We start from the raw sequence: 14,461 nt of genomic DNA on the forward strand, positions 1-14,461 counted from the left end.
GCACCGGAACGCGCGGGTTCCCGCCCTACGATCCGCGGCTGATGGTGCGCCTGCTGGTCTACGGCACACCACTGGGGTCCGCTCCTCCCGTGCGATCGAGCGCAAGTTGTGGACGATGTCGCTTTCCGGTTCCTGGCTGCCGACCAGGGCCCGGACTACCGGTCGATCGCCCGGTTCCGCCTCCATCTGGACGCCGTCGCGGAACTGTTCTCCCAGTGCCTGCACCTGGCCCGGAGGCTGGGCATGGTCAAGATGGGCCGCGTCGCCGTGGACGGCACGAAGTTGAAGGCCAACACCTCCAAGTACAAGGCGATGAGCTACGGACGGCTGACAGCGGAAGAAGAGCACGTCGAGGCCGAGATCACCGAGCTGGAAGCCAAGGCCACAGCCTTCACACTGGTCCGCGGCGGGGCGGCCGTCGTGCCACATGTGATAGGACACGAACAGCTGGGTGAGGCCCTCGAAGACGTCGACCAGGGGGACGGCTCCGTCGCCTCCGACGAGCGGAGTCGACGGGTCCACCTCGGTCATGGGCAGCCGTCGCCGTACGGCGGCGATCGCGTCGCCCTCCCGGGTGTGCGCCTTCTCCCGGCCTCGCAGAGCGTCGATTGCGGCCAGCCACTCCGTGCGGGAGGCGACCGGCGGCGTGTTCATTGCAGTCATGTCCGTACCGACCCGGCAACCCGCAAGAACTCATCGTTCGACTGTTCAAGACCGCCGAACAGAATGCGGACGCCTTCTCACTCCTACGCATATTGGGAGGCGCGCCGTTGTCGGCGGCAGATCGGCGGATGCCCCCCTGGTGCCCTGCGGAGAGCCCACACTCACATCCCTCTGTGCGTGCGCGATGCGTGAGCGGACTGTTCCGCACGAGGCGTCATGAGCCGGATCGCGTACGGAGCCGCGCGGCGCTGACCAGGCGAGACAGCACCACGCGGCAGCATCGGACATTCCCCGGCAAGGATTCGATCCCACTCCTGAAGCGGGTGTCGCAGGTTCGAATCCTGCCGGGGGCACAACGCATTAAGTCGCTGACCTGGGGTTTCTCCCCCAGGGAGACACCCTATTCGGCCTCGGACTCCCCGTCCGGGGCCGTTTGCGTGAGCGGTGCGTGAGCGGACGGGGCGCCAGCCCCCGAGATTTGGAAAGAGTGCTGGTCGCCGACCACAGATGTGTCTAGACGTGGCGAGGATCCGGGCTGAGGATGGCTGGATCCTCGGATCGCAGCCGGAACTTTGCATGGACTCCCAGGCTGTTGCGTGCGGCGATGTAGAAATCGTCACGCTTCCCCTGGAACTCCCGGAACGCCCTCATCCAATCGTCTGGCGTACCTGGACGCATGTCCCGAACGAACTGTTCCAGTACCCAGGCATGCCGCTGCAAAGACCTGGCTGCCGAGATGGTCTCCGCTTCTCCCACGAGGAGCACGGCCTCGAACGCGTAGCCACGCTCAAGCTCAGCTTCGGCCAGCAGCTCCAGGCCGGCCTCCCTGGCGAGTGGCTGCGGCAGGTCGAAGAGTCCCTTACCTGCAGCCAGACGGCCCGCCAGCGAGGTGAACCTCTTGATCGCGTCGGCATACCGGAGATAGCACTCCAGGCGGCGTTCGTCCCACCGTGTGGAAAGTTGGCGCCGCCACCGAGATCTCTCCGTCAAGGCTCCGCCGACGTAGGACGCAACCGCGCCGACGAGCACACCGATCAAGGTGAATAGCTGTCCCGACATGCCCCCGCCGATCGTGTATCTGCCAGGAGGGACCATACGGCCGGAGACTCTGATGCGTAAGGGCCTCGGGAGGCTGGTACGAGAGCTGAAGGGTCTCTCAGCGGAGCCGGGATCAACAGCCGGATGCCACTGCACCTTCAGAGCCCTCGTACAGTTGCTGTACAGCAGCGAAGTACAGCAATCCCAGCAACTGGCAGCGCCCAAGACTGCCTCTCATCGGCCTCCCGGCAGCCCTTATGACCTTCAACGTCCGATCTCTTGCGCGGACAATCGCGAGGGCCGTCAGGGACGGTGCACGGTGGTCAACAGGGGGTGCACCTGGACCGGTGGAACTGCCCCCTCGGCGCCTTGCGGACGCAGCTTGTCGAACTCCCGAGCCGCTAGCCGGTGCTCAGCGGCCTCTACAGGGCCGCGTAGACGGCCGAGGGCCTCGACCGCTGATGGGGGCGGGGCCTTTGTCGCCCCCAAAGGGTCTGCGGTGCTCACCGCTTCGCCCTTCCCAGCCGGCCTCAGCCGACTCTCCCGCCCTCGTCCCCACGGCTACATGGAGCCCTCATGGGAACGGAAGGCCAAGCAGAGACAGGGGAGGATCAGACGAGGCCGGAAGCCCCCACCCCGCTGATCGGTCCGGTCTTCGCCCTGGCGGCCGGAGCCGGGGATTTACGGACCCGCAGGGTCTGGACAACATTATATCTGCAATCGCGGGGTAAGAATTTTACGAAACGTGCGGACAGTTTCTTTGCAGTAATGAACAGAGTGGAATTATTCAACGCACACGGACCGCAACAGCGTGCTACTGTCGACCCCAGTTGCAGTCGTGGTTCCCGAATTCCAAGTTCCTCTCAGTCGACTTCTGCGTCACTGGAAGTGCTTTTTGGCACCGGTCTTTTTCCGGGCGGGGTGATCATCGCGGCGACACGGCATCCGTACAGTGCGAATGCCGACTCACTGCCCCGAAGGAGACAAGACATGGCTACTGGCACCGTGAAGTGGTTCAACGCGGAAAAGGGATTCGGCTTCATCGAGCAGGACGGTGGCGGCGCTGACGTGTTCGCCCACTACTCGAACATCGCCGCCCAGGGCTTCCGCGAGCTGCTCGAAGGCCAGAAGGTGAGCTTCGACATCGCGCAGGGGCAGAAGGGTCCGACGGCCGAGAACATCGTTCCCGCCTGACGCCGACGCGCACTTTGCAGCTGGGGCCCGCATCCTTCGGGGTGCGGGCCCCAGCTGCACGTACTTCCCGCAGCGGTTTCTCCTGCGGGACGACTGCGAGGGATCCGCAGGCTTAAGCACACGGATTCCCTTTCGAGGATGCCCACACATCTCCTCTCGACCGTATCGCAGCGCACGATTTACTTTCGCGTTCCATTCGGCCCATTCTTGCAATTCTCCACGCCGCTCCCTGCTGCGGGAATTCCTTGATATGTGCCGCATCGAGGAAGGTTCCGCATGAACCGCACACGCACGAACGACCGCTTCGCCCGCACTCGGAACGGCAGCGCCGCCCCCGGGAAGAATGGCAACCGGTTCGGCTCATCGCCCCCGAGCCGCTCCGGCGGACCGATCCGTTCCAACGGTCACAGCCGCCGCCCCGCCGCCCTCCAGGGTGAGTTCGCCCTCCCGGAGACGATCACCCCGGCGCTGCCCGCCGCGGCGAGCTTCGTCGATCTCGACATGCCCGCGGAGCTGCTGGCCGCGCTCGGCTCGCAGGGCGTGACCGTACCGTTCCCGATCCAGGCCGCGACGCTGCCGAACTCCCTCGCCGGCCGCGACGTCCTCGGCCGGGGGCGCACCGGTTCCGGCAAGACCCTCGCCTTCGGGCTGGCCCTGCTGGCCCGTACGGCTGGGCAGCGCGCCGAAGCCCGGCAGCCGCTGGGGCTGATCCTCGTACCGACGCGTGAGCTGGCACAGCAGGTCACCGACGCGCTCACGCCGTACGCCCGCTCGGTGAAGCTGCGCCTGGCCACGGTCGTGGGAGGGATGCCGATCGGCAGGCAGGCCAGCGCGCTGCGCGGCGGCGTCGAGGTCGTCGTCGCCACCCCCGGACGCCTCAAGGACCTCATCGAACGCGGCGACTGCCGGCTGGACCAGGTCTCCGTCACCGTCCTCGACGAAGCGGACCAGATGGCCGACATGGGCTTCATGCCGCAGGTCACCGCCCTGCTCGACCAGGTCCGCCCTCAAGGCCAGCGCATGCTGTTCTCCGCCACTCTCGACCGTAACGTCGATCTGCTCGTGCGCCGCTACCTGAGCGACCCCGTCGTGCACTCCGTCGATGCGTCGGCCGGTGCGGTCACGACGATGGAGCACCACGTACTCCACGTCCACGGCGCCGACAAACACGCGGCCATCACGGAGATCGCCGCACGCGACGGCCGCGTGATCATGTTCCTGGACACCAAGCACGCCGTCGACCGCCTCACCGAGCACCTCCTGAACAGCGGGGTACGGGCCGCCGCCCTGCACGGGGGCAAGTCGCAGCCGCAGCGCACCCGTACGCTGACGCAGTTCAAGAACGGGCACGTCAGCGTGCTGGTGGCGACCAACGTCGCTGCGCGCGGCATCCACGTCGACAGTCTCGACCTCGTCGTCAACGTCGACCCTCCGACCGACCACAAGGACTACCTCCACCGCGGCGGCCGCACGGCCCGCGCCGGCGAGTCCGGCAGCGTCGTCACCCTGGTCACCCCGAGCCAGCGTCGCGCCATGACCCGCCTCATGGCAACGGCCGGCATCGTCCCGCAGACCACCCAGGTCCGCGCCGGCGCGGAGGCCCTGCACCGCATCACCGGCGCCCAAGCCCCTTCCGGCATCCCGGTCGTCATCACCGCACCCGTGGTCGAACGCCCCAAGCGCAGCGCCGTCTCACGCGGCCGACGCCGCCCGGCTTCGGCGACCCGGCGCGCGCCCGCACGGCGGTCCGTCTCCGACGCGGCAGCCTAGAACCGTCCTGATCAGGAAGCTGACCCATCTCTGCAGGAGGCACCTCTTGACGCTGGTCCAGACGCACCCCCGCGCAATGAGCACCGACGCCGCGCACAGGACGGTTGCCGATGCCATGGACGCGGCCGGGCCTCAGGTCCCGGACGACATGACCGTCGAGGTGGCACTGTCCGTCATGGCCGCCGCCCGCACAGGTCATCTCCTCGTTTGTGACGAGGACGGCCAGTGCACCAACCTGGTCACCCGGGCCCGGCTCACCACCCTGCGGGACAGTTCCGGATACACGGACCGGGTCCGCCTGCGCGACATCACCGACGCCGGCGGGCCCTTCGCCTCGCCGCTGACCACGGTGGCCGAAGCCGAGCACGCGATGCGACACCGGCGGCTCGGGGCCCTGCCTGTGGTCGACGAACACGGCACCGCTCTCGGGGTCCTCGCGCTCTCCCGCTGAACCGCCTCACCACGGCCGGCCCCTCCCCTCCTTCTCCTTGTGAGGCACCATGCGTTGTGTCATCGCCCGCTTTCCGTTCGAGCTCACCAAGGGTGGAGTGCTGGAATCGATGAAGGACGTCAAGCCCGAGCCGGTCACTGGCGACTCCGTGATCGTCGGGCGCCGCCACTACCCCGCCAAGCAGGTCGGCCAGGTCATCACCCGCCAGGACCGCCGCGATTTCAGCGGCGGCGAAGTCCTCAGGGCCATGACCCAGCTCGGCTTCACCTGCCGCACCGTCCCCAAGGTCGCGGCCGCGAGGATCGTCGACCCGCTCCAGCGGGCTTCCGCGGCGCTTGGCGCCCCCATGCCCATCTGACCGACGGGACAGGCGCGAGCCGGCACCAGGACAACAGTGAGGGCCCGAGCCGGCTTGTTTCCCCGACCTCGTCAGCCGGTCGAGCAGGTTGGCGTGATCTCTTACAGCCGGGGCATCGGCTCTGCGGTGCAGCCTGCGAACAGACTTGATGGCGTAAGCGCCCCGATGAGGCCCTTACGCACAAGCGAACACGTCACGGAGCGCTGGGCGGCAAATGTGTGGGGGCTACCTGCTGCCCACCGAGCCGGGGCGGCCGACAGCACATCGTGGCACCCAATGCCTTCGTCGTCGTACTGACCCCGGAGATCCACCGGTGGGACTCGATTGCCGGTCCGAATGTCGACACAGCAGCCCGGCCACTCGTCTCCTCGGGCTGCCGTCCCAGGCCGGACCGCGACGCCCGGCCTGATCGGCTGCCGGCTACGAGCCTGGTGGGGCTACCGTCCGATGTGAGAGCGCAGGTCAGGCGCCCGCCTCGGGGGACCCGACATCACCGCGTCGCAGTTCGTCGTTGATGCGCCGGGCCTCTTCGAGTTGGTCTTCCAGAATGATGATGCGGCAAGCCGCCTCGATGGAGGTGCCCTGGTCAACCATCTCGCGGGCACGGGCGGCGATACGCAGCTGATAGCGGGAGTAGCGCCGGTGTCCGCCCTCGGAGCGCAGTGGCGTGATCAGCCGGGCTTCACCGAGGGCCCGCAGGAAGGCGGGCGCGGTACCGAGCATCTCTGCTGCTCGTCCCATGGTGTAAGCGGGGTAGTCGTCGTCGTCGATTCGGTCGAGCGGTGTGTCTGCGGTCATCTGCACCTCTGCTTGGGGAACGCGCCGAGGGGCCTTGGTGCCGTACGGCACCAAGGCCCCGAGGGATTTGTAACACCATCGGCCGGCTACTGCGATGCCGGCCTTCTGTTTCCGCACCAACCCCCAACGGGGGGCGGAGAGTGCGGGGGTCGCGAATGCGTGACCGTGGGACCACCTTCCGTTCCGGGGTCTGCGGTACCCGGGCGGACCGTTCTCGCCCAGGCGGTCCTGATGGCGTCCGCCTCCTTCTCTCTTCCTTCTGATGAACCTCTTGATACTGCGGATCCTGCGTACTGCTGGCAGCCCTCATGAGGCCACCGGCCCGGCGGTCAGCGACGGGGCCCCAAAGCCCAATCCGGCCCCACCACTCCACCGCCGTGCCACAACCTCTGTTTTGCATACGGGCAGTTCATGCCTGCCACGCCTCACTGACTTCCTGGCTACAGCAAGCACGCTACCCCCGTCACGGATGCATGTCTACATCAGCCACAACAGATTTCAGTCCATACGAGTGAAAGGTTCTGCATCAGTACCCATCTGCCGCAGCCGCTCGACTTCGGCCGGCGGCCACCGCAGTGACGTCACCCAGTTGATCCTGGCACTCAGAGCCGTGTGGTCGTGGCGGCTGCCGCCGTCGACCAGGCGCCGCGCTGACGTGGCGTGGCCGACCGCGGTTCCGACCGACGAGTGTCACCGTCTCGCACAAGGCCGACGGTCGCCCTCGGACAGGACCCGCCAGAACGGATTCAGCGCACATGAGGCCGGGAAACCCCGTGGACACGTGAGAACCACGGAGTGATGTGCTCCCGGGCCAGGCACCCTGAGGCCGCAGTTTCCGCAGGACACAGCCCGGCCCAGGGGAAACTCCTAAAGCGGGTGTCGCAGGTTCGAATCCTGCCGGGGGCACGCGACCAAGGTCCAGTTCAGGGGGATGATCCCCTCGAACCGGCCCTTTGCCGTGATCACGGCCGCGCCGCACCCGTGCCAGAAACGCCACTCGGTGCCACATCCCCACCCTCCTTCCGGATCATCGAGCCGAGCCGATCGGCGACCTCACGGTCACGGCCGTTGACCATGTGCTGGTGGATCAGCGCGGCGCGGGTCGCGCTGTGCCCCATCCCGGACTTCGGCACCTCGGCCGAACGGAGCGACGCCCGCTCCCGGAAGCGCAGTGATGAAGGCAGTCACGGCTCGGCCGACCTCGCCACAGGCCGAACCATTACCTGGTTGACGTGCTGCCTTGCCTCGTGAGGAGATCACTCGCACATTCGAATCCTGGAGGGGGTAATACGTGATGCACTGGTACTCCGCAGCGCAACTGTCGCCACCTGAGACGTACTTCCAGACAGCGGCTTTCTGTCTTGTCGTGGCAGTGACGCTCATCGCGGTCGGCCGTCATCAGCGCCGAACAGGGCGCGGCATCATCAACCCCGACAGGCCTGTGCGTGTAGCCGATGCCCTGCTCCCCGACGCGCCGCCCCGCAAGAGCAAGCGGGTGACGGGCCGCATCTACCTCTTCTTCGGCTGGTTCCTGGTCCTGGGCGTGGTCATCAACCTGTTCAACGGCATCAGGGCAGCGCGCGGTTAACCGCGAATCAGGCCACGAACGTGAACCACGCTCATGCCAAGCGGGTGTCGCAGGTTCGAAGCCTGCCGGGGCGCAAGGGGAAGGGCTGCTCACCCCTCGGCGTCGAGGGGTGAGCAGCCCTTGGACAGCGGAGCCGGCTGACGCACGGCGTCGGGGGCGCCCCGTGGTCACAGGCCGCAGGAGCCGCGGTCGAGGTGGAAGTACCGGGCGTTGGCCCAGCGGCACAGCCGGATTCCGACGGCGACGCCGGCGATGGTGACCAGGGCGGGCAGGTAGCCGCCGGCGACCTGGATGATCGGGATCGCCGGACACCCGCCCGAGATCGCCCAGCCCGTACCGAACAACACCGCGCCGGGGATCACGCCCGCGTGGATGCGCCCCGGGGTACGGCGGACCCGCAGCAGGGCGAACGCGCACACGATGATCGCGACGGCGCCGGCGAAGGACAGGAACATGCGCAGGTCCTGGAAGGTGAACATGCGGTTCAGCTCGGCGTAGTCGCCGAAGCCGATGTTGGAGACGGTGTAGCCGAGGGCCAGTCCGGTGATGATGTTGGCCAGCAGAATCGCGCCCCGGGTACGCATCAGATCACCTTCCACAAGAGGAACGACACCGCGACGGCGGTGCCGAAGAACACGGCGGTCGCGACGATGCTGACCGGGCGCAGACGGCCGCAGCCGTTGAGCCCGTGGCCCGAGCTGCACCCGCCGGCCAGTCGGGTGCCGAAGCCGACCAGCACGCCTCCCACGAACAACAGGGCGACCATGGCGATCGGATTGGCGGTGACCAGGTTCCGGAAACCCGGGCCCATGTCGAAGCGGAGCTTGAACCGCCCGGAAGTGACCGCGGCGATCAGTCCGCCGAGGAAGACCGACACCAGCAGGGCGGCCTGGGTGACCAGCGGGGCCGGGCGCAGGCTCGTGACCGAGGGGCTCTCACCCGCCGCCGGTTCGGCGTCCGGTTCGACGTCCGGTTCGAGCGGCCGCGACTCCCCGTAGGAAACCGGCGGCACGGTGGACGCGCCGGTAATCGTGCCGAAGTGTTCCGCGGTGGCCGCGGCGAGCGCCTCGGCGAGGGCCTGGTCGTCGGCGAACTCGTCGTCCATCTGCTCGAGATCGCGTTCGCTGCGCCAGTGCAGCACGCGATCCCACGCGGATGACACCCCGAAAGACCGATCGGTGGTGAGGGTGTAGTTGATGGTGACCAGAGCGAGCCCTATAGCGCCCGCCCACCAGGGCCAGTAGGCGCTCATGCGGGCCCTCTCATCCAGTCGGCGAGTCGAGCCCACAGGCCGCGCTTCGGGGCGGGCGCTTGCCGCGTGCGCCGAGCGTGGTGGTCCGAGGGCTGAGGTATCCGCACGGGTGGTGGCGGCTGGTGATGCCAGACCGGCGCCGGCGGGGGTACGGCCCCGTACTGGGCCATGATCTCCGGTGTCGCGGCTCCATACCCCGACGGCTCAGGTGACGGGGCCGGTGCCGGCTGGGGCCGGGACCCGGTCGCCGGTGTCCGCGGGTCGGGCTGCCGCGGCGGTGCCTGTCGGCGCACCTGCCCCGGGTTGGCCGCGCCGGACCCGTTCGCGTCGGCCTCGACTTCGAGGTGCCGCGCGCGGGCTCCGTTGGGCAGCAGGCTGATCGGCACGCGCTCGCCGGTGAGGGACATCTGGTAGCGCGCACAGTCGTGCCACTGCTCGTCACTGTCGCAGTAGTGGTCGCGCCAGCCTTGCAAGCTTGCTCTGAGCAGGGGGAAAAGGGGACATCCCACGGCGTGCGAGCAACTCATGTTGCTCCCTCCTGACCGGCGCACAGCGCCCGTTCAGGGAGGGCGGTTGCCGTTCTCGGTTCTTGATCCTTGCTGCGCCCGGTCGGCGATCAATGCGTCCAGAAATGCAGGCGCAGCGCCGTATTGTGAAAGTCCGTCAGCGCGGTCAGGCGAGATGGAACCACTGTTTCGCCACCCCGAGCAACTTCAGGGAGTTATTCAGCCGAACCAATTGGCATCACCTGGTGAGCTGCGTCACGCGGCGGTTGAGGCCGCCTCTCTCATATCCGGATATTCGCGGCCGACGAGGGGGTCACTCGGATCGTTGTCCGACCTCACGGTCGCGTCCTCCACTGATACACGTCAGCCATTCATGGAGAGGGCGTGCATATTGGAGTTGATTGTAGTGAAGTTGCGAATATTGCAAACTGTGAATGAAGAAACCGACGGAGGGGAATCATGTGTCAGCGCGCTGTCTGCCGGACGTGCCGGAAGGCGACCTATGAGGGATGCGGGAAGCACGTGGAGCAAGTGCTCGCGGACGTGCCGGCTCCCCGGCGGTGCACGTGCGAGTCGGCGGAGCGCGGGCGTGCACGCGCGGCGGAGGCTACGACTCCATCAGGACCGGGACCGGCCCGACCGGACGGATCACCGCGACGCGCACGTGCTCCTCGGCACCACCCAGGGAGTTCACCGGGCCGGTCGGGCGACGGCTGGTGGACCCGACTCGTCGAATGGGTGAAAAGCCCGGCATGAACACACACCCCCGATCGAGGTTGCGATCCCACTCCTGAAGCGGGAGCCACAGGTTCGAATCCTGTAGGGGGGCGAGAAGCGGGAATGCCCCGGGCCGATCGTGGTCCGGGGCATTCTCTGTGTCCGCTACTGGCGTCGGCGCGCGTGAAACTCCATGGCCGGGGCGGCGCAGCGGCCGTGCGCCGACCGCCTCGTCGGCTAGGCGGCTATGCGGCCAGAAGTGACTTACGGGGGCGCCGGCGGCGCCTCAGCACGACGATCGTCATGGGGATCGCCGTTGCCAGGAGGCCGAAGCCGCCGAAGATCACCGGTGCCAGCCACAAGTCGCCGAAGCTGTTGATCCGGGCGTCGCCGGGGGCATCGGCGCGGTAGAGGACCTCGACGTCGTCGCCTTCGTCGTAGGACGGCGGGTTGGCGCCCGAGGAGCTCTCGAAGGTCCTGGACGGGCCGTTCGCCGGCGTGAACTCGACGACCGGGTACGCCATCGGCGAGTTGCGCTTCCTGTGGCGGGAGGACCCGCTGTAGCTGTCGTGGTCGGTCCGCCACTCGACCGATACGACCGTTCCCCGGGCGCGGTCCGCGCCTGTCAGGAACGATATCGACTGCCATGTCAGGGCACAGCCGATGGTCAGGAACAACAGCCCGAAGGCCGTGACTCCGAGCGTGATCCACCAAGGGGCTCCCCGCCCGCGCAACCGAAACCGCACCGCATCCCTCTCGCTCGCCCGAACGAGCAGGACGTTATCCCAACCGCGGCGGATGCCGATCACCTGCTCCGTTGCGAATGCATCGGGGCATGTGCCGGGCGGTGTCGGGCGAGGGCCTCGCGGGAGCTGTTCCGGCAGGGTTCGGGGGCTTCGCGGTGGGGAGGGAGACTTCGGCGGACGGGTCGGGGAGGGGCTGTGGCGGACGTCGCTTTCGGTGTCTTCGTCGCGCTGGTCGTGGTCGGCGGGTGCCTGGTGCTCGCCCGGGCCGCGTGGCTGCACTGGACCGGTTCGGAGCGGGCGCCCGACCTGTCGACGAGCTGGACGTCGGCGAGTCCGTCGGTCGCCAGGGGCCACGAGCGGGGTGTCGTCGCCCTCGCGGCGTGGCTGCTGGGGCTGACGGTCGGCATCGTGGTCGCGGCCGCCGGTGCCGAAGTGGCGGGCGGGGTGGTGCTGTTGGGGTCGTTCCCGCTGCTGGTGTGCCATGCCACGATCGCGTGGTTCAACCGGCCGAGGTTCCTGGTGCCGCCCCACCGGCGCGGGGAGACGGGCTCGGTGGTCGAGTGGTGGCGTCTGCGGCGGGGCGTACGGCGTCCGGGGAGGGGTGGGGGCCAGTGGTGAGCCCCAGGCCGAAGAAGGCCGCCCAGGCGGAACAAGAGGGCCCTGAGGGAGAAGGGGGGCCCGGGGAAGAGAGCCCTGGCGAGAAGGGGGCCTCGGGGAGGTAGGGGCCGACGGGGGACGGGGTCAGCGGCGGCGAGGGACGGGTCAGCGGCGACGGGGGGCCGCGGCACAGTGGACGCACATGGTGGTCGCCGGGCGGATCTCCAGGCGTTCGGCCGGGATCTGGATGCCGCAGACCTCGCAGCGGCCGTAGTCGCCCTGTTCCAGCCGTTCCAGGGCCTGGTCGGACTTCTCCAGGTCGTCGCGCGCTCGCGCCAGGAGGGCCGCGACGTGCTGGCGCTCGAAGGCGGTGGTCTGGCCCTCCGGGTCGTGCTCGTCGTCGACGGCCACCAGGGCGTTCGCCTCGATGATCGTCTTGAAGTCGCGGTCGAGGGCCTCGATCTGGGCCTGCGTGGCGGCACGCCGCGCCGCCAGCCGCTCCCGGACCGCATCACGCTCGGCGACCGCACGCTCGGCCGGCACGAAACCGAAACCGGCATTACTGGATGAATCTTCCATTCAGGTAAAAACGACGCCGTACCCGTATGTATTCCTCGGCTCTCCGGCACCCGGCACTCCCCCACCTCCCCCGTCCCGGTTTCTTTACGGTTCCCTGACGCGCCCGGCGGATCCGGTGCCCCCCACCCTGGTGTCCTCACCCATGTCCGGAACCGGATGGATCTCGCGTCGGAGAATGGAGTGCCATGGAAGGCACCGTCGTCGCAGTGGTGTTCGCGATCGTGTTTCTGCTGCTCGTGCTGAAGAGCGGGACGCGGGTCGTCAACCAGGTGGAGCGCGGGGTCGTGTTCCGGCGGGGGAAGGCCCTGCCGACCCACCGGCAGCCCGGGATCACCTTCCTCATCCCGTTCGCCGACCGGATGCGCAAGGTGAACGTGCAGATCGTGACGATGCCCGTGCCGACCCAGGAGGGCATCACCAAGGACAACGTGTCGGTGAAGGTCGACGCCGTCGTGTACTTCCGCGTGATCGACCCGCTGCGCGCCGCCATCGAGGTGCAGGACTACGTCTTCGCCGTCGGGCAGGTCGCCCAGTCCTCTTTGCGGTCCATCATCGGCAAGAGCGACCTGGACGACCTGCTCAGCGACCGTGAGCGGCTGCACGAGGGACTGGCCCTGATGATCGACAGCCCGGCCACGGGGTGGGGCGTCCACATCGACCGGGTCGAGATCAAGGACGTCCAGCTGCCCGAGTCGCTGAAGCGGTCCATGTCGCGCCAGGCCGAGGCCGAGCGGGAGCGGCGGGCCCGGGTGATCACCGCCGACGGTGAGTTCCAGGCCGCTCAGCAGCTCGCCAACGCCTCGCGGATCATGTCCGACACGCCGGAGGCCATGCAGCTCCGGCTCCTCCAGACGGTCGTCGAGGTCGCCGCCGAGAAGAACTCCACGCTCGTCATGCCGTTCCCCGTCGAGCTGCTGCGCTACTTCGACAAGGCCGCCCAGCAGATCGGCTCCGACCTCAACGCAAGGAAGGTTCCGGCGCAGCAGCCGCAGGAGAACGCCGAGCAGCCGTAGCCAGCGCCAGGGTCACGGCCACGGAGCCGGCCGCCATCACCGTCATCGCGGCGGCCGGCGAGGTGAGCTGGGCCACCGAGCCGGCCAGCGCCGCGCCCACACCCTGCATCGTCAGCATGCCCGCCGAGTGCAACCCCAGGGCGTGGCCCGCGAGTTCGTCGGGGGTCAGGCTCATCAGCCGCTCCTGCTGCACCAGGCTCGCCCCGAAACCGACCGAGGCCACGGTCACGCAGACCACCGCCACGGGCAGCGCCGGGCGCGCGACGAACAGCAGGTACGGCGCCGCGAGGAGCAGCAGCAGCGGGGTCGCCAGGCGGGCCCGCACGGCGGGTGGGAGCAGCCGGCACACGGTCACGTCCCCGGCGAGCATGCCCAGCGCCGCGCAGGCGAACAGGGTGCCGGCCGCGTCGGGGGCGTACGACACGTACAGCGACTCGCCGCCGACCACCAGGCCGTTGGGCAGCCACAGACCCAGGTAGGTCAGCCGGCGCGAACGCTCCGACCACAACAGGGCGTTGGTGCGCCAGGTCGCCGCCGGGGAGGGACGGCCCGCGGCGCGGGGCGGGCGCCGGGTGAGGCCGAGTCGCAGGACCAGCGCGGCCGTCAGGTACAGCGCCGCCGACAGCAGCAGACACGCTCGCGGGGAGAGGGCGGCGAGCAGGGCGCCGCCGGTGGCGAAGCCGGTGATCTGCGCAAGCCCGTTCATCATGTTGAACAGTGAACGCCCGGGCAGATAGCCGTCCTTGGTGAGGATCTCGTTCAGCAGCCCCCAGCGGACCCCGCCCCCGAGCGAGGCGACCAGACCCAGCAGCAGTACGACGCCCAGGAGGGCCCCCGTCGGCAGGCCGGGCAGCGCCTGGAGCGCCGTACCGGCCGCGAAGGCCAGTCCGATCGCCGACAGGGCCGTACGCGGGGGAAGCCGGTCGGCGCCGGAGAGCAGGAATGTCGCGCCCAGCACCTGGGCCAGGCTCGGGCCGAACATGCTCACCGCCGCCAGCAGCGGGGAGCCGGTCGCCCGGTACACGAGCGTGCCGAGGGCGAGTGCGCCGAGCGTCTGCGCGGCGGACTGCGCGGCCCCGCCGAGGAACAGCGGGGTGAACTCCGGTGTGCGGAACAGGGATCGGTAACTGGGTCTGGGCATACCGGGAGTCTCCGGCCGGCTCCCGCGGACTCGTTATTGTTTCGCCGCCA

General features: G+C 68.6%; 14 protein-coding genes and 2 pseudogenes. 8 read left to right on the forward strand and 8 right to left on the reverse strand.

Going from position 1 to position 14,461, the window contains the following annotated elements; genetic code table 11:
* Positions 1-2: 2 nt before the first annotated feature.
* Positions 3-390: pseudogene (locus tag OIB37_RS16565) on the forward strand (transposase); the annotation flags it as partial.
* A 48-nt stretch (positions 391-438) separates the two neighbouring features.
* Here the strand turns inward: OIB37_RS16565 and OIB37_RS16570 are convergent.
* Positions 439-663: pseudogene (locus OIB37_RS16570) on the reverse strand (DUF899 family protein); the annotation flags it as partial.
* A gap of 513 nt (positions 664-1,176) precedes the next feature.
* Positions 1,177-1,722, reverse strand: a complete 546-nt coding sequence (locus OIB37_RS16575; RefSeq protein WP_330458373.1) for a hypothetical protein — start codon at positions 1,720-1,722, stop codon at positions 1,177-1,179.
* A 969-nt stretch (positions 1,723-2,691) separates the two neighbouring features.
* Here OIB37_RS16575 and OIB37_RS16580 point away from each other — a divergent pair.
* The 4 genes from OIB37_RS16580 (at position 2,692) to OIB37_RS16595 (ending at position 5,474) form a co-directional block, all read left to right on the forward strand.
* Positions 2,692-2,895 carry a cold-shock protein gene (locus OIB37_RS16580; RefSeq protein WP_004986771.1) on the forward strand — a complete coding sequence of 68 codons (204 nt, stop codon included), beginning with the start codon at positions 2,692-2,694 and terminating at the stop codon, positions 2,893-2,895.
* A 276-nt stretch (positions 2,896-3,171) separates the two neighbouring features.
* Entirely contained in the window at positions 3,172-4,665 is a 1,494-nt protein-coding gene (locus OIB37_RS16585) for a DEAD/DEAH box helicase (RefSeq protein WP_330458374.1), read from the forward strand.
* 46 nt (positions 4,666-4,711) lie between these two features.
* Positions 4,712-5,116, forward strand: coding sequence for a CBS domain-containing protein (locus OIB37_RS16590; protein WP_330458375.1), 405 nt, complete (start codon positions 4,712-4,714; stop codon positions 5,114-5,116).
* 49 nt (positions 5,117-5,165) lie between these two features.
* Positions 5,166-5,474, forward strand: a complete 309-nt coding sequence (locus tag OIB37_RS16595; protein ID WP_330458376.1) for an SCO5918 family protein — start codon at positions 5,166-5,168, stop codon at positions 5,472-5,474.
* Between the two features lie 462 nt (positions 5,475-5,936).
* Here the strand turns inward: OIB37_RS16595 and OIB37_RS16600 are convergent, their stop codons facing one another.
* Positions 5,937-6,272, reverse strand: a complete 336-nt coding sequence (locus tag OIB37_RS16600) for a MerR family transcriptional regulator (RefSeq protein WP_330458377.1) — start codon at positions 6,270-6,272, stop codon at positions 5,937-5,939.
* Positions 6,273-7,638: 1,366 nt separating this feature from the next.
* Here OIB37_RS16600 and OIB37_RS16605 point away from each other — a divergent pair.
* A complete protein-coding gene (locus OIB37_RS16605) occupies positions 7,639-7,860 on the forward strand; it encodes a hypothetical protein (protein ID WP_330458378.1) in 222 nt (73 codons plus the stop codon).
* A gap of 167 nt (positions 7,861-8,027) precedes the next feature.
* Here OIB37_RS16605 and OIB37_RS16610 read toward each other — a convergent pair whose 3' ends face one another.
* From OIB37_RS16610 to OIB37_RS16620, 3 genes are all read right to left on the reverse strand, one after another.
* A complete protein-coding gene (locus tag OIB37_RS16610; RefSeq protein WP_330458379.1) occupies positions 8,028-8,444 on the reverse strand; it encodes a YeeE/YedE thiosulfate transporter family protein in 417 nt (138 codons plus the stop codon).
* Positions 8,444-9,112 carry a YeeE/YedE family protein gene (locus OIB37_RS16615; protein WP_330458380.1) on the reverse strand — a complete coding sequence of 223 codons (669 nt, stop codon included), beginning with the start codon at positions 9,110-9,112 and terminating at the stop codon, positions 8,444-8,446. The genes OIB37_RS16610 and OIB37_RS16615 overlap by 1 nt, the downstream gene beginning before the upstream one ends.
* A gap of 1,468 nt (positions 9,113-10,580) precedes the next feature.
* Positions 10,581-11,144: a DUF3592 domain-containing protein gene (locus OIB37_RS16620; RefSeq protein ID WP_330458381.1), complete on the reverse strand. Its 564-nt coding sequence runs from the start codon at positions 11,142-11,144 to the stop codon at positions 10,581-10,583.
* A gap of 132 nt (positions 11,145-11,276) precedes the next feature.
* Here OIB37_RS16620 and OIB37_RS16625 point away from each other — a divergent pair, with 132 nt between their 5' ends.
* Positions 11,277-11,699 carry a hypothetical protein gene (locus OIB37_RS16625; protein ID WP_330458382.1) on the forward strand — a complete coding sequence of 141 codons (423 nt, stop codon included), beginning with the start codon at positions 11,277-11,279 and terminating at the stop codon, positions 11,697-11,699.
* Between the two features lie 144 nt (positions 11,700-11,843).
* On the opposite strand, the gene OIB37_RS16630 is transcribed toward OIB37_RS16625, so the two are convergent.
* The gene (locus OIB37_RS16630; RefSeq protein ID WP_330458383.1) at positions 11,844-12,257 is read right to left on the reverse strand and encodes a TraR/DksA family transcriptional regulator; all 414 of its coding nucleotides are present in this window, start codon (positions 12,255-12,257) and stop codon (positions 11,844-11,846) included.
* A 185-nt stretch (positions 12,258-12,442) separates the two neighbouring features.
* Between OIB37_RS16630 and OIB37_RS16635 the strand changes: the two genes are divergently transcribed.
* Entirely contained in the window at positions 12,443-13,270 is an 828-nt protein-coding gene (locus OIB37_RS16635) for a slipin family protein (RefSeq protein WP_330458384.1), read from the forward strand.
* Here OIB37_RS16635 and OIB37_RS16640 read toward each other — a convergent pair.
* Entirely contained in the window at positions 13,215-14,411 is a 1,197-nt protein-coding gene (locus OIB37_RS16640) for an MFS transporter (protein WP_330458385.1), read from the reverse strand. The two genes, OIB37_RS16635 and OIB37_RS16640, sit on opposite strands and share 56 nt — an antisense overlap.
* Positions 14,412-14,461 lie beyond the last annotated feature (50 nt).

Origin of the sequence: Streptomyces sp. NBC_00820, from assembly GCF_036347055.1 — a bacterium.
GTDB lineage: Bacteria > Actinomycetota > Actinomycetes > Streptomycetales > Streptomycetaceae > Streptomyces.